A 20,382-nucleotide genomic window follows, 5' to 3' on the forward strand; every position below is an offset into this window, starting at 1 on the left:
ATGTCTCATATCACGATCATCAAGGCTGCCGCCGTTGACTTGCCGAAAGAGCCCTTCAACGGGCGGCATATGATTGATGGGGTCTGGCTCGCGAGCAGCGACGGCGCCACATTCGAGCGCAAGTCGCCCTCTCACGGCATGGTGGTCAGCGTCTCCGCGAAAGGCGGCGCGCTGGAAGTTGATGCTGCGGTTGCGGCTGCGCGCCGGGCGTTCGACGCGGGTGGCTGGAAGCACACATCGGGCAAGGAGCGCGCGCAGGTGCTCCACAGGGTTGCCGGCCTGATTGCCGGTAATATTGAGCGGATCGCGCTGCTGGAAACACTGGAAAGCGGCAAGCCGATTTACCAGGCGCGGGCAGAAATCGAGGGCGCGGTCGATTTGTGGCGTTATGCGGCGGCTCTGGCCCGCACGCTCCACGGCGACAGTCACAATGCGCTTGGCAGCGACATGCTGGGCATGATCCTGAAGGAACCGGTCGGCGTCGTCTCGATCATCACGCCATGGAACTTTCCGTTCCTGATTGTCAGCCAGAAACTGCCCTTTGCGCTTGCCGCCGGATGCACGGCGGTTGTCAAGCCGTCCGAGCTGACGCCTTCAACAACCGTCATTCTGGGCGAGTTCCTGCAGGAAGCCGGGTTCCCGGAGGGTGTGGTCAATATCGTGCTCGGTTATGGCGACCCGGTCGGGGCTGCCATGTCGACACATGCCGATGTCGACATGGTGACCTTCACCGGGTCGACTGCGGTCGGCAAACATATCGTGGCCGCGACGTCCGGAACCCTCAAGAAAGTGTCGCTCGAACTTGGCGGAAAGAACCCGCAAGTGATTTTTCCGGATGCGGATCTGGATCAGGCGGCTGATGCGATTGTCTTCGGCGTCTATTTCAACGCTGGCGAATGCTGCAACTCGGGCAGCCGGATCATCGTCCATGAAGATGTTGTGGAGGCCTTGACCGAAAAGGTGGTGGCTCTTTCGAAAAAAGTGCCGTTTGGCGACCCGCTCGACCCGCGAACGCAGGTCGGCGCGATTATCTCCGACGCGCATAACCGCAAAATCGACGGCTATGTCAACGCGGCAAAAGACGCGGGCGCGGATATTTTGCTTGGCGGTAAAGCCCTTGATATCGATGGCCTTCCCGGCAAATTCTATATGCCGACGATTGTTTCCAATCTGAGCGCGGATATGGCGATTGCCCGGGAAGAAGTTTTCGGCCCGGTTCTGTCTGTCCTGCGGTTCAAGGACTTCGATGAGGCCGTCACCCTTGCAAATGCAACCAGCTACGGTCTTTCCGCCGGTGTCTGGAGTGAAAATGTCCATACCTGTCTGGCTTTTGCCCGCGAGGTGCAGGCGGGAACGGTCTGGACCAACACCTGGATGGACGGTTATTCCGAAATGCCGTTTGGCGGGGTCAAGGAAAGCGGCTTGGGGCGCGAACTTGGCCGCTATGGGCTGGAGGAGTTTCTGGAGGTCAAATCTGTCCTCATGCGCGTTGGCAAGACCCGTGTTCCCTGGGTCGCAAAATGACAGTCTCAGCCCGCCGAAAAATCTCCCTGGTGTTCCAGCAGAACCTGTGTGGTGTCTGCCGGGGCCCCGGAAATGCGGCGGAGCAAAATGGCGGCCATCGCGCGGCCGGTCGCCCGCAGGTCTTCATCAATGGTTTCGATCCGCGGGCGAAAGTGATTGGAAATCGGCGACGCCCGTTTTGCGACCACATCCACATCGCGGCCCGGCACAAGCCCCGCATCCTGGATCGCTGCAAGGGTGATCAGAGCCATCACTTCCCCGACGCAGACATAGCCATCCGGTGCATCGGGACCGGCGTGAAGCGCACCAAGGGTTTCGGCGATTTCGTCCGGCCCGCTGTCCAGATCGATATTGTCCGGAATGGTCAGCTTGACGCCGTGGGCGATGGCGGCCTGCCTCGCGCCGAAGCGCAGGTGCTGGCCGAAGGTAAACCGCTCTTGCGGCATCACCATGCAGATATGTCTGCGGCCCTTGGCAACCAGCCGGTCCACCGCCATCAGCGCAAATTTTTCGTTGTCAAAGTCGACAAAGGGGTGGGGGGTCGTGAAATCCGTCCGCCCATGGGTGGCAAACGGAAAATCGTGTTCCAGCAGATAACGCACCCGCTCGTCGAAGCATTCCGTCCGGGTGAAAACGACCGCGTCAGCCAAGGAGTTCCGGCGAATGTTGCGGATCACTTCCAGCCGGTCTTCTGCCAAACGGTCCGGGGTGATTGTCATAACGTAGCCGGATCCGGCCAGACCTTCCGTCATGCCGTTCAGGAATTCGGAGGTGAAACTCAAAAATTCGTGCTGGGTGTTCAAGAGGAGGCTGATCACCTTTGTCCGGCCGGTGCGCAGACGTTGCGCGGCCCGGTTCGGCACATAGCCCAGCTTCTGCGCCACGCTTGCAACTTTTTCGCGGGTTTCCTTGGCAATGCGCGGATCGTCCGCAAGGGCGCGCGACACGGTGGTCACGGCAAAACCGGCTTGTTCGGCCACGGTTTTCAGGGTTGGCCGTTGTGCTGTCTTCGACATGTTTCCGTCAAGGTCTCGGTCCATGTGCTGCCGTCAATCCACTCTGTTTTCGTCAGGCTGCGAGGCCCTGTTTCTTTCGAAAATGTAATCAGCAAATTTGTAACGTTGCAACAGGGAAAGATGCTGCAGTGCAATGGTGCGATGCAATATATCAGATAACTGAAATTGCAGGGAAAAACGTGACCTTGTCCTGTAATGAAAAAGGCATTGACATTCGGTAAGATTGCAACGTTACAATACAGCCTGTCTTTTGATTGACAGGTGCCAATCCGACACAGGAAGGTTGGTCGGGCCCAAAGGGAGGAGTTCTCGGCATGTTGAAATCACTGAAAATGGGTGTTGCCGCACTGGCGCTGACAGCTGGCGCGGCCGGAACCGCTTACGCTGAAGACGTTGAGGTCCTGCATTGGTGGACATCCGGTGGCGAAGCATCTGCGCTGAATGTCTTGAAGGAAGACCTGGAAGGTCAGGGGATCGGCTGGCAGGACATGCCGGTTGCCGGTGGCGGCGGAACCCAGGCGATGACCGTTCTGCGCGCGCGCGTCACCTCCGGTAACCCGCCCACTGCAGTACAAATGCTCGGCTTTGACATTCAGGATTGGGCCAATGAAGGCGCCCTTGCAGACTTGAATGCACAGGCTGGCGAAGAAGGCTGGGATGAGGTGGTGCCTGCCGCGCTTCAGAAATTCTCCAAGAGTGATGGCAAGTGGGTCGCTGCACCAGTGAATGTGCATTCCACCAACTGGGTGTGGGCCAACAAGCAGCTTCTGGACGAGCTTGGCATTGCCGAGCCGCAGAATTGGGACGAATTCGTCGTCGCGCTTGAAAAGGTAAAAGCAGCGGGCAAGACCCCGCTTGCGCATGGTGGACAGCCCTGGCAGGACGCCACCCTGTTTGACGCGGTTGCCATGGCAACCGGTGGTCCGGAATTCTATGAAAAGGCCTTCATCGAACTGGATCCGGAGGCACTCGGCTCCGACACCATGAAGGAAATCTTCGATCGCATGGCCGTCCTGCGTTCCTATGTCGATGAGAACTTCTCCGGCCGCGACTGGAACCTGGCAACGGCCATGGTCATCAACGGCGACGCCGCTTTCCAGATGATGGGCGACTGGGCCAAGGGCGAGTTCCTGAATGCCGATCAAGCGCCGGGCGAGGACTTCCTCTGTTTCCGTTTCCCGGGCACTCAGGATCAGGTGACCTTCAATGCCGACCAGTTCGCCATGTTTGCGCAAGGGTCGGAAGTCGGACCGGAACAGGCAGCTCTTGCCTCTGCGATCATGTCTCCGGCGTTCCAGTCGGCCTTTAATGTCGTGAAGGGTTCCGTCCCGGCGCGTACCGACGTTTCGGACGAAGCCTTTGATGCTTGCGGCAAAAAGGGCATGGCCGATCTGAAGGCTGCTGCTGCCAGCGGCAACCTCTACGGCTCCATGGCACATGGCCATGCGAACCCGGCAGCGGTCAAAAACGCCATGTATGACGTGATCACAGCGCATTTCAACGGTGAGTATGATTCCGATACCGCTGTTGATGAACTCGTCACATCTGTCGAGATCGCGCAGTAACAAGCGCGGCAAAAACAAGCAGAACAGGAACGGGCGCAGTGCCGCCCGTTTCGATCTGGGGAGAATACTTTCATGGCGCAGGCGGTTTCCGCGCGGAAGGGGTCGGGCGACTGGCTTCGGGAAGCGCTGCCGAAGATCGTGCTCAGTCCAAGCCTCGCACTTGTGCTGATCTTCGTTTACGGCTTCATCTTCTTCACCTTCTACCTGTCCCTGACAGACAGCCGGATCCTTCCGAGCTTTGGCTGGGTGGGGCTGGAAAACTACGACAAGCTGTTCAGCCTCAGGGCCTGGGACATTGCGGTCAACAACCTGCTGGTCTTCGGCGGATTGTATATTGTGATCTGTTGCGCGCTCGGTCTCGGGCTCGCCATTCTCCTCGACCAGAAAATCCGTTCCGAAGGGTTTATCCGGACGATTTACCTCTATCCGATGGCGCTCAGCTTCATCGTGACAGGCACGGCCTGGAAGTGGTTTCTTGATCCGGGCATCGGTCTTGAATCGGTCGTTCAAAGCTGGGGCTTCACCAGTTTCACCTTCGACTGGATCAAGAACCGCGACATGGCGATCTATACGATCGTGATTGCGGCAGTCTGGCAGACCTCGGGCTTTGTCATGGCGATGTTCCTTGCAGGACTCCGCGGCATCGACAACGAAGTGCTCAAGGCAGCCCAAATCGACGGCGCATCCAACTGGGCGCTTTACCGGCGGATCGTGATCCCGCAATTGCGTCCGGCCTTCATGTCCGCCTTCGTCGTGCTCGCCCACATGGCGATCAAGTCCTACGACCTCGTGATTGCGCTGACCAATGGCGGGCCCGGACGCGCCACCGAACTGCCTGCGACTTTCATGTATTCCTACACCTTCACCCGGAACCAGATGGGGATCGGCGCGGCATCCGCGACGATCATGCTGATGACGATTGCCGCGATCATCGTGCCTTATCTGTGGTCCGAACTTCGGGAGAAGAAATAATGGCCGGTGGTGCATCCGATACCGTGGTGCGGACCGGTGGAATTTCCCGGTTCGTGATCTACACGGTTCTCATCGTCTTCTGTCTCTACTACCTGCTGCCGCTCTATGTGATGCTGGTCAACTCGTTGAAACCGCTCGAAGAGATTCGCGGCGGCGGCATGATGTCTCTGCCCGAAACCTGGACGCTTGCGCCCTGGGCGAGCGCCTGGTCCACCGCGCAGATCGGCATCGAGGCAACAGGTCTCAAGCCGTATTTTCTGAACTCCCTGATCATGGTGGTTCCGGCGGTGGCCATTTCCACCGTGCTCGGTGCCCTGAACGGTTACGTTCTGACAAAGTGGCGCTTCCGTGGAGATACGCTGATCTTCGGTCTGATGCTGTTCGGCTGCTTTATTCCGTTCCAGATGGTTCTGATCCCGATGGCGCGGATGCTCGGCCTGATGGGGCTCGCCGGGACCTTGCCGGGGTTGATCCTCGTCCATGTGATCTACGGCATCGGCTTCTCGACGCTATATTTCCGCAATTACTATGCCCAGTTCCCGACCGAGCTGGTGCGTGCGGCGATGATCGACGGAGCGGGCTTCTTCCGGATCTTCCAGAGGATCATGCTGCCCTCGTCCGGGCCGATCGCGGTGGTTTGCATTATCTGGCAGTTCACCAACATCTGGAACGACTTCCTGTTCGGCGTCAGCTTTGCCGATTTCTCCAGTCAGCCGATGACTGTAGCGCTCAACAATCTCGTTTCTTCCTCCACCGGTGTGAAGGAATACAACGTCCATTTTGCCGGCGCGATCATGGCCGCGCTCCCGACCCTCCTCGTTTACGTCGTTGCCGGACGCTTCTTCGTCCGCGGGTTGATGGCAGGGTCCGTGAAAGGGTAATTCCATGGGTTTTCTCGATATCAAAAACGCCACCAAGTCCTATGGCGCCGTACAGGTTCTGCACGAGACCAACATCTCGGTTGAAGAGGGCGAGTTTCTTGTGCTGGTCGGTCCGTCCGGTTGCGGCAAGTCGACCCTGCTCAACATGATCGCGGGCCTGGAAGATGTGACCAGCGGTGAAATCGCCATCCGGGGCAACCGGATGAACGAGGTGCGCCCCGCGGAGCGCAACATCGCCATGGTGTTCCAGTCTTACGCGCTTTATCCGAACATGAATGTGGCGCAGAACATCGCCTTTGGTCTGGAAATGCACGGTGTTGCCAAGCCGAAGCGCGAACAGGCGGTCAAGGAAGTGGCCGAGCTGCTGCAGATCACCAAGTTGCTTGACCGCAAGCCGGGCCAGCTTTCAGGCGGCCAGCGCCAGCGTGTAGCCATGGGCCGAGCCCTTGTCCGTGATCCGGACGTGTTCCTGTTCGACGAGCCCTTGTCGAACCTCGACGCCAAGCTGCGTGTCGACATGCGCACCGAGATCAAGAAGCTGCACCAGAAACTCGGCACAACGATCGTCTATGTGACCCATGACCAGATCGAGGCGCTGACCCTGTCGACGCGGATTGCGGTGATGTTCGGGGGCTACGTCCAGCAGCTCGGCACGCCCAAGGAAATCTATGATGACCCGGCCAACATGTTTGTGGCGGGTTTCATGGGGTCGCCATCCATGAACCTGTTCCCCGCGCGGATTTCGGTCAGGAACGGTGTGCCGCAAGCCGATTTCGCGCTGGTGACCGGCAAGACCGGCTCCCTGCCGCTACCGGATCACGGCATGGCCAAACACGATGGCCGCTCGGTCATCATGGGCATCCGCCCCGAAGCTATCACCGATCTGGACGGCGCCGACCGCAACAGCAATGCGATTCATCAGGTCGAGGCGCGGGTGGAAGTGACCGAACCGGCCGGCTCCGACACATTTGTGGTCAGCGATTTCGGCGGCAAGGAAATCACAGGCCGCTTCCGGGCCGATGTGGACGTGAAGCCCGGCGATATCTTCCCCTTTGCAATCAACATGGACAAGGCGGTCCTGTTCGATCCGGAAACGGAAAACCGTATCCGCTAGTATTTTTTGAAAGGCGCAGATTGATCTGCGCCTTTCTTTGTGCTCAAATTTGGAACGTTCTAAATTTGTGGAATTGCGATACAGCATAGATCTGGACACAGTTATCAAAGGATCGTGAATGGGAGCGCCTGAACTTGGTTATAAGCTGAAGGAGTTCGGCTGATGGCACGGGTCGCACTGGTCACCGGTGGACAGCAGGGTATTGGCCTCGGTATTGCCGGGGCCCTGATCTCCCGGAAATTCAAGGTGGCAATTGCCTCGGAACTTGACCGGGCTGATTCGAAAGTGTCTGAAGCCCTGAAGCGTCTTGGATCGCAAGCCGCTTATTATCAGCATGACTTGCGCCACATCACCCACATCGGCACCTTGCTGAATGCGATCGAAACAGACCTTGGACCGGTCACATCGCTGGTTGCCAATGCCGGGGTTCCTGCAAAGGTACGTGGGGACATGCTGGATATCGGAGAGGACAGCTTTGATTTTGTTCTCGATATCAATCTGAAGGGCAGCTTCTTTCTGGCGCAGGCGGTCGCAAAACGCATGCTTGCACAGGAAAATCCGCCTTATCGTTCGATCAGTTTCATTACTTCGGTCAGCGCCGAAACGGTCTCGGTGGAGCGTGCCGAATATTGCCTGTCCAAGGCGGCCGGGTCGATGATGTCCAAACTGTTCGCAGCCCGGCTGGCGGCAGCCAATATCGGCGTCTTCGAGATCCGTCCGGGTATCATCGAGACCGGCATGACGGCGCCGGTCAAAGCCAAATACGACGGTCTCATTGAAGGCGGATTGGTGCCGGCGGAACGCTGGGGCCTGCCGGCGGATGTTGGCGCGATGATTGTGCCGCTGGTGGAGGGACAGTTCGCATTTGCCACCGGCGCCGTCATTCCGGTGGATGGGGGATTGTCAATTCAGCGGCTGTAAGGGGAGGGGCATGCCGGAAACGTTTGATTTCATCATCATTGGTGGCGGATCGGCGGGCTGTGTGGTCGCCGCGCGTCTGTCCGAAAACCCGGACGCGTCGGTGCTTCTCCTCGAAGCCGGCGGCCGGGATTTTCATCCGTATTATCATGTGCCCGCGGGCTTTGCGAAGATGACCAGAGGCATCGGCAGCTGGGGGTGGAACACGGTTCCCCAGAAACACATGCAGAACAAGGTGTTCCGCTACACCCAGGCCAAGGTGATTGGTGGCGGTTCGGCAATCAATGCGCAGATCTACACCAGGGGCAGCCGGCACGACTATGACGAGTGGCGGCAGATGGGTTGTGACGGCTGGGGTTATGACGATGTCCTGCCTTACTTCCGGAAAGCGGAAGACAACGATACATATGAAAACGCGTTCCACGGCAAGGGCGGGCCGCTTGGTGTGTCCCGGCCGCGTGCGCCCCTTCCCATTTGCGACGCCTATATCGAGGCCGCCGCTCAACTCGGCATTCCGCACAACAAGGACATGACCGGCGAGAAGCCTGATGGCGTCGGTTATTACCAGTTGACCCAGCGCAATGCCCGCCGCTCGTCTGCGGCCATGGCCTATCTCGCGCCGAATCGAAATCGCCCCAATCTCACGGTGCGGACCGGAGTTCAGGTCCTGAAGCTTCTGTCCGACAAGGACCGGATCACCGGCCTTGCACTGGCCGATGGCACGCAGGTTGAAGCCGCCGGAGAGGTGATCCTGTCGTCGGGGGCTATCGGAACGCCCCGGTTGTTGCAACTCTCCGGAATTGGTCCGGCTGGGGAGCTGGAAAATCTTGGCATCAAGACCCGATACGATCAGCCCGGTGTTGGCGCGAATTTGCAAGATCATCTGGATCTCTACACGATCTGCGAGGTGACGGGCCCGCACACCTATGACCGTTTCGCCAAGCCGCATCTGTCGGCCCTTGCGGGGCTGCAATACCTCTTCAACCGGACCGGCCCGGTGGCCTCGAGCCTTTTTGAAACCGGGGGATTCTGGTATGCGGACAAGGAGGCACGTTCACCGGATATCCAGTTTCACCTAGGGCTTGGAACAGGGATTGAATCCGGGGTTGCATCAATGCCGAATGGCGGGGTTACCCTCAATGCCTGTTATCTGCGGCCCCGCTCGCGTGGATCCGTGCGGTTGCAAAGCAGCAACCCGTCCGACCGGCCGCTGATCAATCCGAATTACCTCGAGGACCCGCGTGACCGGGAACTGTCGATCGAGGGGCTGAAACTCGCCCAGTCGATCCTGGCACAAGACCCGTTGTCTCCCTTCATCAAGGCAGAGCGGTTGCCGGGGCCGGGTGTGAAGACGGATGAAGACTATTTCGCGTTCATCTGCGAGCACTCCAAGACGTCGCATCATGCGGCCGGAACCTGCCGGATGGGCGCAGATCCTTCCGCCGTCGTTGACGTCCGGCTGCGCTTCAACGGGCTGGAAGGTCTTCGGGTTGCCGATGCCTCGATCATGCCGACGCTCAACTCATCGAACACCAATGCGCCTGCGATCATGATCGGCGAAAAGGCCGCCGACATGATCCGGGCCGATCACGGGATTGCCTGACATGTTGCTGCCAACGCCTGAGGGCACACTTGAAGACTACCGGCTTCAGGGGACACCTCTGGTTCCGCGCGCGCCGCACACCGCATTCACGCGGACGGCCTTTGCCGCGGCCCATGTCGTTTCCGATCCCTTGCGCGAACGGGACCCCTGGGTTGGCCGCCCCGCTGTCGATTGGGAAACTACCCTGAGTTTCCGTCGGGGGCTGTGGGATCAGGGGCTTCATCTGGCCGAGGCGATGGACACGGCACAACGCGGCATGGGTGTCGACTGGCTGACCGCCAAGGAGCTGATCGAACGCACGATGGCGGAGGCGAAGCAGCATCCCTTGAAACCGCGTGTCGCCTGCGGGGCCGGGACCGATCACAAGGACCCTTGCGACTTGAGAGACCCTGCCGCGATTGTCGATGCATTCGAGACCCAGATGGAGGCGATCGAGGCGGCTGGCGGGCAGGTGATCCTGATGGCAACGCGTGCCTTGCCGGCCATCAATGCCGATGCCGGTACCTACAAGAGGGTCTACAGCCGCCTGATCGGGCAGGCCAGCCAACCCGTCATCCTGCATTTTCTCGGGGACGCCTTCGACCCGGCGCTCAAAGGGTATTGGGGCGCAGACGAATTCGCGGCAGCGGCACAGACCGTTCTGGAGATTATTGAAGCCCACAAGGACAAGGTCGACGGCATCAAGATCTCGTTGCTTGAACAGGCATATGAAGAAGAGTTGAGATCGCGGTTGCCGGAGGGTGTCCTGCTCTACACCGGCGACGATTTCAACTACGGTGCCTTGATCGAGGGGGACGGCACCCGTCATTCGCATGCCCTGCTCGGCATATTTGCAGCCATTGCCCCGGCGGCGTCCCGGGCACTGGAGGCCTTGGCGGCGGGAGACCGGGCGCGCTATCACAGGCTTCTGGAGCCGACCGTTCCGCTCAGCCGGGAGATTTTTCGCGCACCAACCCGGTTCTACAAGGCCGGAATTGCGTTTCTTGCCTGGCTTAATGATGCCCAGCCGCATTTTATCATGCCCGGAGGCTTTCAATCCGCCCGTGACATCACTCACTATGCGTCTGTGTTCCGCCTTGCAGATCAGGCGGGCCTGTTGTCTAAGCCGGACATTGCAGAAAACCGCATGGGGCAGCTTCTGGCGCTTCATGGGATCCAAGAGGTGACTTCGGGGTGAAAAAACGGCCTACGATCATTGATGTGGCAAATGCTGCGGGCGTTTCGAAATCGACCGTCTCGCTGGTGTTGCAGGACAGCCCGCTGGTCAAGGCGGAAACGGTCGAGCTGGTGCGCGAGACAATGGCCGCGCTCGGCTATGTCTACAATCGGGCTGCCGCCAACCTGAGATCGGCCAATATCGGCCTGATCGGTCTGGTCATCAACGATCTGCGCAACCCGTTCTTTACCGAGTTCGCCACGACAGCGCAGATGGCCTTTTCCGCGCGCGGTTATGCCACCGTGCTCGCCAATGCGGACGAGGATCCGGCCCTTCAAAAGCAGGTCATCGGGTCGATGATCGAACATGGTGTGTCCGGCATTCTGATTTCCCCGAGCTATGGTGATGGCGGTGCGTCCTTTGAGCTTCTCGCCCGCGCGCAAGTGCCGACCATGCAGGTGTTGCGTCATGCCGATCAGCGTTTTCAGCTGTTTCCGCTCTCAGCACCCGACAACTCCCATGGCGCGGTGCTGGCAACGCGGCATCTTTTCGATGTTGGCGCAAACAACGTTGCCTTTGCCGGCGGTCTTGAAGGACGGTCGATCACCGATGAACGCCTGTCCGGTTACCTTGAGGCAATCCGGGCGGCAGGCCGTGAGCCCGTCACCTATCTTGGACGCTCCTCCCGGGCCTTCGGGCGCGAGCTTGCCATCCGTTTGAGTGAAGAGCGGCCCGAGATTGACGGGGCTGTCTGTTTCAATGATCTGGTCGCCCTTGGCATGTTGTCCGGGTTCAATCAGATCGGGCGCAAGGTTGGCGAAGAGTTCCGGCTGATCGGGTTTGACGATATCGAAGAATGTAGCGAGGCATGGCCACAGCTGTCCTCGATCAGCTGCGGGGTGAAGAAATTCGGTTCTGAAGCGGCAGCGACCATGCTTGCGTGGCTGGAAAACGGTGAGAAACCGGAGCCGGAACACCGCGCAAGTGTCGAGTTGGTCGCGCGCATGTCGAGCCTTGGACATCTGGCGATATGATCCCGGAACCGCGGTCCTTTCTGGGAACCCTGTTCGGCAAGGCTGTCGAAGTGGCAGACCCGATCCGCAGTCTGGCGGCGTTTTTGCCGGAAAAGCCGGAGGGGCGCGTCTTGGTCATTGGAGCGGGAAAGGCGTCGGCGCGCATGGCCGAGGCGGTGGAAGCGGTCTGGGGTCCGTGCGAAGGGCTGGTGATCACCCGCTATGGCTATGCCCGGCCTTGCAAGGGCATCGAGATCGTCGAAGCTGCACATCCCGTCCCCGATGAGGCAGGTGTCCGGCAGACTGCGCGCATGCTGGAAATGTTGAACGGCCTTGGAGAACGTGATTTTGTGCTGGCGCTGATTTCAGGCGGTGCTTCGGCGCTGCTGGCCGCCCCGGCGGGAGCAATAACACTGGCCGAAAAGCGGGCCGTCAATGAAGCGCTTCTGGCCTCCGGTGCGCCCATCGGCCAGATCAACAAGGTCCGGAAACACTTGAGCCGGGTGAAGGGGGGACAGCTGGCTGCAAGCTGCTGGCCGGCAAAAATGCTGGCCCTGATGATTTCCGATGTGCCCGGTGACGATCCGGCGCTGATCGGCTCCGGACCGACCGTTGGCGATACCGGCACAGCCGAAGACGCAAGCAGGATCCTGAAGCACTGGAAGATTGATGCGCCGGATTCCGTCGCGCAGGTTCTGGCAGGCCACACCGGCGTATTGGCTCCGGGTGATCCAAAACTGTCGAGGGTCACAAACCGCATTTTCGCGGCTCCGTCCCAGTCCTTGAAGGCCGCGGCCGAACTTGCCAATGCGCAAGGCGTGCAGACCGAGTTGCTTGGCGATGCGATTGAGGGCGAGGCGCGCGATGTTGCCGCAGCCCATGCGGCTTTGGCAATTGCACGGCAAAGGGACCTGGTGGACGGATCGTCTCCCTTGGTCCTGCTGTCGGGCGGAGAGCTGACAGTGACCCGCATCGGGGACGGGATCGGCGGTCCCAATGCGGAATATGTTCTGGCGCTGGCGCTCGCCCTTGAAGGACAGGCCGGGATCCACGCGATTGCCTGCGATACCGATGGTGTCGACGGGGCTGCGGACGTGGCCGGCGCCGTGATCGATCCGGCGACGCTGAAGCGGGCGGAGGCACTCGGGCTTGATGCTGCGGCGTTCCTTCAGCGCAATGACGCGCATTCCTTTTTCGAGCGCCTCGGCGATCAGGTCGTTCCCGGTCCGACCCTGACCAATGTGAACGATTTCCGAGCCATTCTCATCCAACCCGGAGAGCCGACATGATCAAGCACTGTGTATTTCTGTCTCTTGCCAAGCCAGATGACTTTTCCGTTCTTGAAGAACCCATGCGGTTGCTGGAAGGTCTTTCCGCAGATCTGCCAGGCATGCTGGATTTTGGTCATGGTCCCAACAGGGATTTCGAGAATAAAACCTCGAGCTATCAATATGGGTTCGTGGTGACCTTTGCCGATCGAGAGGCCTCTCTCGCCTATGAAAAGCACCCGGTTCATCAAAAGGCTGGCGAATTGCTGATCGCGGCCTGTAAAGGTGGATATGACGGTATTCTGGTCGCCGATATCGAGGCTGGCTGAGACAATGCCTTTTGAATTCGATGCCCTGATCTTTGATTGCGACGGGACGCTGGTCCTGACCGGTGACATGCATTTGCAGGCCCTGCAGGAGGCTTTGAAACGTCAGGGTGCATCGATTGAGCGGGACTGGTACATGGCGCGAAGCGGGCTCTCCCGCATGCAACTGATGGACCAGCTTCAGGACTTGCACGGGCCGGCTTTTAACCGCGGCGCGGCCCTTCGCGACAGCGTTGCCCTGACGATGGATTTGCTTGCTGAGACGCGGCCCAACACAGCCGTTAAAGGGATCGCAGAGCGGTTTCACGGGCATGTTCCGATGGCTGTTGCGTCAAATGCGGAAGCGGAGATTGTGCGCGGCGTGCTTGATATCCACGGCTTGTCCAGGTTCTTTGCAGCCATTGTGACCATTTCAGAGGTGTCGCGCCCGAAGCCGGACCCGGAAATGCTCGTCAAGGCAGCCAGCTTGCTCGGTTCACGGCCTGACCGGACTCTGGTTCTGGAAGACAGCGAACAGGGCCTTGTTGCTGCGGAAGCAGCCGGCATGCCGGTTCTGGATGTGCGCGATCCAACTGCGCTGGACAAGTTCAGGCAATCAAATATGGATTATTTGGCTGGTTGATCAGTCTCCGATGACCAGCCGTGTTCTTGAGGGCCAGAAGGCATGGCGTGCCGCCAGATCGGCTGCCATGCCAAGCGGTTGCCTATAGACCCAGCCGATTTCGACGCCGGCCAATGCCAGATAGCTTGCATCGCCCTTGATCGGGCAATGGGTGGATTTTATGAGCTGTTCGAATTCGATCGTTAGGTCTGCCTCGGGGATATACATCACCGGGTCATAAACGCCACGACCGACTTCCAGCACACGGCATGCGTTGGACGTGTTGGCGATGAGGGTTTCGCCCGAATAGATCCTGACACGCTCCCTGACCGGCTTGATCACCATAAGGTGGTTTGGATCGGCGGGGTTCCGGATGGCGTTGTCAAAGGCGGGAGCGGTGATCCTGTTGGAGGGGTCGGGCATGGTCGTCTCCCGGTTCAAAGAGATTTCATTCATACCATAAAGCCCGCTTCCACCAATGCATTTGGTCATCACGGTCGGGCATCACGCAGAACGGGTATCGGAGAGCCAAGGAGCCTGTCGTTTCTTGTGGCTCTCCGGTACCGGATCAAATCCCGAACCGGTCGCGCAACCGGAACACCAGGACGGATGGCGCCAGAAACCAAGGGTTGCCTGTATAAAGCGGACGTGTCGGAAAGGTGATCTGTTCGAAGGCTGAGGGCTCGGTTTCCAGCCCGGCCGCTTTTCTTCCCATGCGCATGCCGAGATAACTCGCCATGCCGACACCCGAGCCGCAATAGCCCATGGCATGAAACAGGCCCTTGTCCTCGCCGCAATGGGCAAGCGTGTCGAATGTATAGCCGACAAACCCCATCCAGGAATGACTGATCCGGGCGCGTTTGAGCTCGGGAAACAAGGCTGTCATGTCCTGATGCAGCCTGATCGCGCTTTTTGCCGGGTCGGTCTCGTTCAAGGAGACCCGGCCCCCAAAAAGAAGCCGTTTCCGGTCCGGTGAAAGGCGATAGTAATAGACCAGTTTGCGTGTGTCTGAGAGGATGCGGTCGGTTGGAAACAGCCGGTCGACGAGTGCCTGATCAAGCTCCTCGGTGGCGATCACATAAGAGCCGATCGGAATGATGCGCCTTTGATGATCCGGAGACAGCGGGCCCGAATAGCCATTCGTGGCAAGAATGACCTTCCCGGCTTTCATGGCCCCGCATTTGGTCAGAACGCGAAACCCGCTGGCAAGACGTTCCAGGGACACCACCGGGCAGTGGCTTTTGACGATGGCTCCCGCCTTTACAACCTTGTTCAAGAGGGCCGGGTGATATTTGCCGACATCAATGCTGCAATGGTGTGGAAACACCATCCCGCCGTGATAGGCATCGGTCGCCAGCTCCCGGTCCATCTCGGCTTTCGGTACCATATAGGCGCCGGTATTCCACACCTTGTGACCTGTTTCGCACTCTGCGGCCATGGTGTCGTAAAGATGCGGCAAATGCGCGCCGTGAAACCGCCCGGTCTCCCGGAAATCACAATCCAGTTGTTCATCGCGGACGAGCGCATGCATGTAGTCGAGTGAGGCTTGTCCCTCTTCAAGGAGTGCCCGGGCGATTGTGCTGCCATGACGTTTTTGCAGGGTGGACAAGGAGGGCTTTACGCTGGTGGACACCTGTCCGCCATTGCGTGTGCTGCAGCCCCAGCCGGCAGCTTCAGCATCAAGAACCAGAGTGGACAGGCCTGCGCGGGCGGTCTGGAGGGCGGCGTTCAGGCCGGTGTAGCCGGCACCGACGACGACCACATCGGCTTCGGACGGCAAAAGCGTTTTGGAGAAGTCGGCGGGAGCTCCTGTCTCCCACCAGTAGGGCGCAGCCTTGAAGTCGTCCGTGAACAGGGCTGCGCTCATGTTTTCCTCCGGTTTTGGCTATCCTGCCTTGTGATCCTCGAGAATCAGGTCGGATCCCTTTTCACCAACCATAATCGCCGGAGCGTTGGTGTTTCCAGAGGTGACTGTCGGAAAAATGGAAGCGTCGACCACACGCAACCCGCCGACGCCATAGACCCGCAGCCTGTGATCGACCACGTCGACATTCCGGTCCGGTCCCATCCGGCAGGTGCTGACCGGGTGGAAGACGGTCGAGCATCGGTTGCGCACATCCTCCAGCATCGCCTCGTCATCCTGCACTTCTGGTCCGGGAGCGATCTGTTCCTCGATCACCGAGCTCAGGGACGGGGTTGCGGCGAGTTTCCGGATCAGCTTGCAGCCCTCGACCATCTCGACGAGGTCATGGTTGGTGCTGAGCGAGTTGGGGTGAATGGCCGGTGAGGCCATGGGATCACCGGATCTGAGCGTGATATGCCCGCGGCTGGAGGGCCGGGTCGGCTGGATGCCGAGGAGAAAACCGGGGAACGGGTCAGGGTTCATCAACGGCCGTTTGCCCTTCGGCGCCTTGGTGTAGCTGACCGGTGAGAAATAGATCTGCATGTTGGGCCGTTCGCGCTCGTGCGTGGAGCGGACGAAACCGCCCGCCTGATTGACGCTGAGCGACAGCGGTCCGCGGCGGGTCAGGACGTAGCGCATGCCGAGCAGGAGCTTGCCCCACCACGGGTAAAGCTGCGTGTTCAGTGTGGGAACACGGGAGCGGTAGAGATAGTCGAGCCCCAGATGATCCTGAAGATTTTGGCCGACACCCGCCCGTTCAACCGCAACATCGATCCCCTGGGTCTTCAGGTCATCGGGCCGTCCGATGCCCGACAGCATCAAGAGCTGCGGGGAATTGACCGCGCCTGCACTCAGGATTACTTCCCGGCGGGCCAGGACGGTCTTGTCCTGACCGTTTTGCCGGTAGCAGACGCCGGTGGCACGATTGCCGTCCAGCAGTATCTTCGTGCTGTGGGCATTGGTTTCAATGCGCACATTCCGACGTTTTTTCGCAGACGACAGATAGGCCCGGGCGGTCGACATCCGGAAGCCGTCTCTGGCCGTGATCTGGTAACGGCCGACACCTTCCTGATCCGCCCCGTTGAAGTCGTCGTTCAGGCGGAAACCGGCTTCTTGTCCCGCCTTCAGAAACACATCGCAAAGGGGATGGGTATCATCTTTCATGGATGATATGTGGAGCGGGCCGGAGCCGCCGCGATAGGCATCTTCGCCCCGGTCATTGCATTCGCTGCGTTTGAACAGGGGAAGAACATCGTTCCACCCCCATCCCGGGTTTCCAAGGGCTTCCCAGTCGTCGAAATCGGCGTGCTGACCCCGGATATAGACCATCGCATTGATCGAGCTCGACCCGCCCAGCACCTTGCCGCGCGGCCAGTAGCCTTGACGGTTGTTGAGGCCGGGATCGGGCTCGGTCTGGTACATCCAGTTGATCCCGCGATTGTAGAAGGCCTTGCCGTAGCCGATCGGCATCCAGATCCAGAAGTTCAGATCTGAGCCGCCCGCCTCCAGCAGACAGACCGAGTATTTACCGTTTTCCGACAGCCGGTCTGCGAGGACGCAGCCGGCAGAGCCGGCTCCGACAATCACGAAATCAAACGCGTTCATGATGCGCCTACTGTTTGGATTTGTCGCGTTGAACGAGGATGGAGATGATGGCAAGCAGGCCCGAGCCGATCATCAGGAAGAAGGACACGGCATTGAGCACCGGTGTCGATCCGACCTTTGCCATGCGGTCATACATGGTGATGGTGAGCGGGGCTTCCGAGCCAACCAGAAACAGCGTGGTGTTGAAGTTCTCGAAAGAGACCAGAAACGCCACAATGCCGGCTGCGATCATCGCGGGACGCAGGAAGGGCAGGGTAATGGTGCGCAAGACCCTTGCCCGGCTCGCGCCCAGATTGAGGGCAGCCTCTTCCATGGTTTCATCGAACTTCTTCAAACGCGCGGTGATCACCAGCGAGGTGATGGTCGCGATGAAGGAGAACTGTCCAAGTACGACAAGGAAAATGCCCGGGCGCAGGAACTCCAGCTCCAGATTAAGCGCATCATCCACATAGTTGGCGGTGTCGCTGGCCAGAACCAGGATCGAGATCCCGAGGATCACGCCGGGGATGACCAGGGGCACGACCATCATGATGTAGAAGAAGTTCTTTGCCGGAAAATTGCCGCGCACGAACAGGAACGCATTTGTGGTTCCCACAAACACGGAGAGCGCTGCGACAAAGATCGCGATCACGAAGGAGTAGTAGAGACCCTGCAGCAGCCGCCGGTCGTGGAACATGCCGAGCATGGGTTCCTGGTCACTGAAGAACCAGTCGAGCGTGAACCCCTGCCAGGGCAGGGACGGGAACATGCTGTCGTTGAAGGCAAAGGCTCCGGCGGCGATCAGCGGGGCGGCCAGAAAGATGAAGAAGGCCAGCACATAGAGCCGGTAGCCGATGATGAACGGGGTGGTTTTGTTTTGAGCAAGCATTGACCGTTCTCCCTCAGCTCTTGGCGACCGTGTTGGCAAGCGTCTGGCCGCTGAGCTTCAGCCCGATCCAGATGACTGCCGAGGTGAACAGGAGCAACAGGATGCCGAAGGCAGCGCCCGCCTCCCAGTTGAACCGGGTGATGAACTGGTTGTAGATCTGCTCGGTGAACCAGCTGGAGTTCTTGCCGCCCAGAAGGATCGGGGTCAGGTAGGAACCGGCGGTGAGCATGAAGGTCACGATGCAGCCCGAGACAATCCCCGGCATCGCATAGGGAATGATGATCCGGCGCAGAACCGTAAAGCCGTTGCCGCCCAGATTGTAGCCCGCCTCGATCATGGCATTGTCCATGCCGTCAAGGGTCGAGACCAGGGGTACGATCATGAACAGCATGACCGTGTAAACAAGCCCGACGATCACGGCCGCGTCATTGTAGAGAAACTCGATGGGTGCATCGGCCAGGCCCGCCCATTGCAGGAAACTGGAAACAATCCCGGATTCCCGAAGAAGCAGGATCCAGCCGAACGCGCGGATCAGGTCGCTGACCCAAAGCGGGATCAGGCAGAGCAGAAACAGGGCGCCACGGGTGCGGTTTCCGGCAAGCTTTGCAATGTAATAGGCAATCGGAAACCCGATGATCAGGGCAAGCACGGTGACCAGCAGCGACATCGAGCCGGTGCGCAGAAGCGTGTTCCAGTAAATCGGCTCGTTGATGAAGTCCAGATAGTTGCCAAAGCCGAACTCATAGACCCGGGGCGCCACCTTTTCCCGCAGGGACAGCATTACCATGCCGACATGCGGCAGGATTACGAGGAGCAGGATCCATAGGGCAAAGGGTGCGAAGAGCAGATAAAGCGACAGGCGCTTGAAATCTTTTTGCAGCATCAGGCAGCCCCCTGAGACGCAAAGCACATGGCCTGCTTGGAGGACCAGACCAGGCTGACTTCCTCGCCCGGCTTGACGTCGTCATGGCCGGTCAGGGTGATATCCGCCTCGATCAGTTCACCCTTGCCGCTGCGCACCAGAACCCGGCTGTTGGCGCCATTGAACAGAAGGCTGTCGACCACGCCGTCCATGGAGTTGTCTGCATTCGGATAGGCATTCGAGCTGCCGGACTTGCGAACCGTGTGAATGAATTCCGGACGGACGAAGATGTCCACCTCGGTGCCGTCGGTGATCTTCTGGCCGCCTGCGGAGGTAAAGGCCATCTGCAAGCCCTGATCGGTCTCGACCTTTCCGCCGCTGCCGTCGCTGGACTTGACCTTGCCGGACCAGCGGTTGCTGTCGCCGACGAACCCGGCCACAAAGGCGGTTGTGGGCTTGTGATAGAGTTCCTGGGGCGTGCCGATCTGTTCGAACCGGCCCTGGTTCATGATCGCGACATTGTCGGACATGACGAGCGCTTCGGACTGGTCGTGGGTGATGTAGACGAAGGTGGTGTTGAACTGGTGCTGCAGCAGCTTCAGTTCGATCTTCATCTGCTCGCGCAGTTTCAGGTCAAGGGCACCGAGCGGTTCGTCGAGCAGGAGCACATCCGGATCGAGCACCATGCAGCGCGCGATGGCGATCCGCTGCTTCTGCCCGCCGGAGAGCTGGTGGATTTCGCGGTTGGCGACATCGGGCAGGGCGATGCGCTCCAGAACATCGTGGACCTTCTTCTTGATCTCTGCGTTGGAAACACCGTTGCAGCGCAGGCCGTATGCGATGTTCTCGTAAACATTCATCATCGGGAACAGGGCGAGGTGCTGGAACACCATTTTCACGTTGCGCTTGTTGGGCGCGGTGCCGAGGACAGACTTGCCCTTGATCTTGATGTCGCCGCTGGTTGCTTCCTCGAAGCCCGCGATCATGCGCATCAAGGTGGTCTTGCCACAGCCCGAAGGTCCGAGAATGGAGAAGAAGGAGCCGCTCGGGATGTTGAAGGATACGTCCTTCACAGCGCGGAAAGCGCCGAAGGATTTGGCGATATTGATGCACTCGAGATCAAACATCGGTGAATTCGTCATGAGATGGAGCCAATTAAGCAGATCATAAAATTTGGGGGACACCAC

Annotated in this window: 19 protein-coding genes; 12 read left to right on the plus strand and 7 right to left on the minus strand. The window is 59.3% G+C overall.

Annotation, left to right across the window (positions count from 1 at the left end):
• On the plus strand, positions 1-1,524 hold the full coding sequence (locus E1297_RS23930) for an aldehyde dehydrogenase family protein (protein WP_155143018.1): 1,524 nt from the start codon (positions 1-3) through the stop codon (positions 1,522-1,524).
• Between the two features lie 5 nt (positions 1,525-1,529).
• Here the strand turns inward: E1297_RS23930 and E1297_RS23935 are convergent, their stop codons facing one another.
• The gene (locus E1297_RS23935) at positions 1,530-2,540 is read right to left on the minus strand and encodes a substrate-binding domain-containing protein (RefSeq protein ID WP_196223395.1); all 1,011 of its coding nucleotides are present in this window, start codon (positions 2,538-2,540) and stop codon (positions 1,530-1,532) included.
• A gap of 332 nt (positions 2,541-2,872) precedes the next feature.
• Here E1297_RS23935 and E1297_RS23940 point away from each other — a divergent pair, with 332 nt between their 5' ends.
• From E1297_RS23940 to E1297_RS23990, 11 genes are all read left to right on the plus strand, one after another.
• Positions 2,873-4,105 carry an ABC transporter substrate-binding protein gene (locus tag E1297_RS23940; RefSeq protein WP_209015965.1) on the plus strand — a complete coding sequence of 411 codons (1,233 nt, stop codon included), beginning with the start codon at positions 2,873-2,875 and terminating at the stop codon, positions 4,103-4,105.
• A 72-nt stretch (positions 4,106-4,177) separates the two neighbouring features.
• The gene (locus E1297_RS23945; protein ID WP_155143021.1) at positions 4,178-5,077 is read left to right on the plus strand and encodes a carbohydrate ABC transporter permease; all 900 of its coding nucleotides are present in this window, start codon (positions 4,178-4,180) and stop codon (positions 5,075-5,077) included.
• Positions 5,077-5,958, plus strand: a complete 882-nt coding sequence (locus tag E1297_RS23950; RefSeq protein WP_155143022.1) for a carbohydrate ABC transporter permease — start codon at positions 5,077-5,079, stop codon at positions 5,956-5,958. The genes E1297_RS23945 and E1297_RS23950 overlap by 1 nt, the downstream gene beginning before the upstream one ends.
• 4 nt (positions 5,959-5,962) lie before the next feature.
• Positions 5,963-7,072, plus strand: a complete 1,110-nt coding sequence (locus E1297_RS23955; protein ID WP_155143023.1) for an ABC transporter ATP-binding protein — start codon at positions 5,963-5,965, stop codon at positions 7,070-7,072.
• Between the two features lie 162 nt (positions 7,073-7,234).
• The gene (locus E1297_RS23960; protein WP_155143024.1) at positions 7,235-7,993 is read left to right on the plus strand and encodes a 3-ketoacyl-ACP reductase; all 759 of its coding nucleotides are present in this window, start codon (positions 7,235-7,237) and stop codon (positions 7,991-7,993) included.
• A 10-nt stretch (positions 7,994-8,003) separates the two neighbouring features.
• Positions 8,004-9,593, plus strand: coding sequence for a GMC family oxidoreductase (locus E1297_RS23965; RefSeq protein ID WP_155143025.1), 1,590 nt, complete (start codon positions 8,004-8,006; stop codon positions 9,591-9,593).
• Positions 9,586-10,770, plus strand: coding sequence for a dihydrodipicolinate synthase family protein (locus tag E1297_RS23970; protein WP_196223396.1), 1,185 nt, complete (start codon positions 9,586-9,588; stop codon positions 10,768-10,770). The genes E1297_RS23965 and E1297_RS23970 overlap by 8 nt, the downstream gene beginning before the upstream one ends.
• Positions 10,767-11,783 (plus strand): LacI family DNA-binding transcriptional regulator, encoded by a 1,017-nt coding sequence (locus E1297_RS23975; protein WP_368669662.1) that lies wholly within the window; start codon positions 10,767-10,769, stop codon positions 11,781-11,783. Before E1297_RS23970 ends, E1297_RS23975 begins: the two co-directional genes overlap by 4 nt.
• On the plus strand, positions 11,780-13,051 hold the full coding sequence (locus tag E1297_RS23980) for a glycerate kinase (RefSeq protein WP_155143027.1): 1,272 nt from the start codon (positions 11,780-11,782) through the stop codon (positions 13,049-13,051). Before E1297_RS23975 ends, E1297_RS23980 begins: the two co-directional genes overlap by 4 nt.
• The gene (locus E1297_RS23985; protein ID WP_155143028.1) at positions 13,048-13,359 is read left to right on the plus strand and encodes a Dabb family protein; all 312 of its coding nucleotides are present in this window, start codon (positions 13,048-13,050) and stop codon (positions 13,357-13,359) included. The genes E1297_RS23980 and E1297_RS23985 overlap by 4 nt, the downstream gene beginning before the upstream one ends.
• A 4-nt stretch (positions 13,360-13,363) precedes the next feature.
• The gene (locus E1297_RS23990) at positions 13,364-13,978 is read left to right on the plus strand and encodes an HAD family phosphatase (protein WP_196223397.1); all 615 of its coding nucleotides are present in this window, start codon (positions 13,364-13,366) and stop codon (positions 13,976-13,978) included.
• Here the strand turns inward: E1297_RS23990 and E1297_RS23995 are convergent, their stop codons facing one another.
• The 6 genes from E1297_RS23995 to E1297_RS24020 all read right to left on the minus strand — a co-directional run bounded on the left by E1297_RS23995 (position 13,979) and on the right by E1297_RS24020 (position 20,337).
• A complete protein-coding gene (locus E1297_RS23995; protein WP_155143030.1) occupies positions 13,979-14,380 on the minus strand; it encodes a DUF427 domain-containing protein in 402 nt (133 codons plus the stop codon).
• A gap of 145 nt (positions 14,381-14,525) precedes the next feature.
• The gene (locus E1297_RS24000) at positions 14,526-15,824 is read right to left on the minus strand and encodes an FAD-binding oxidoreductase (RefSeq protein WP_155143031.1); all 1,299 of its coding nucleotides are present in this window, start codon (positions 15,822-15,824) and stop codon (positions 14,526-14,528) included.
• Between the two features lie 18 nt (positions 15,825-15,842).
• Complete coding sequence (locus E1297_RS24005; protein ID WP_155143032.1) at positions 15,843-17,465, minus strand: GMC family oxidoreductase; 1,623 nt, start codon at positions 17,463-17,465, stop codon at positions 15,843-15,845.
• Positions 17,466-17,472: 7 nt separating this feature from the next.
• Positions 17,473-18,333 (minus strand): ABC transporter permease, encoded by an 861-nt coding sequence (locus E1297_RS24010; protein ID WP_155143033.1) that lies wholly within the window; start codon positions 18,331-18,333, stop codon positions 17,473-17,475.
• A 13-nt stretch (positions 18,334-18,346) separates the two neighbouring features.
• Positions 18,347-19,216 carry an ABC transporter permease gene (locus tag E1297_RS24015; RefSeq protein ID WP_155143034.1) on the minus strand — a complete coding sequence of 290 codons (870 nt, stop codon included), beginning with the start codon at positions 19,214-19,216 and terminating at the stop codon, positions 18,347-18,349.
• On the minus strand, positions 19,216-20,337 hold the full coding sequence (locus E1297_RS24020) for an ABC transporter ATP-binding protein (RefSeq protein ID WP_155143035.1): 1,122 nt from the start codon (positions 20,335-20,337) through the stop codon (positions 19,216-19,218). The genes E1297_RS24015 and E1297_RS24020 overlap by 1 nt, the downstream gene beginning before the upstream one ends.
• Positions 20,338-20,382: the final 45 nt, after the last annotated feature.

This window comes from Roseibium sp. RKSG952, from assembly GCF_009711355.1.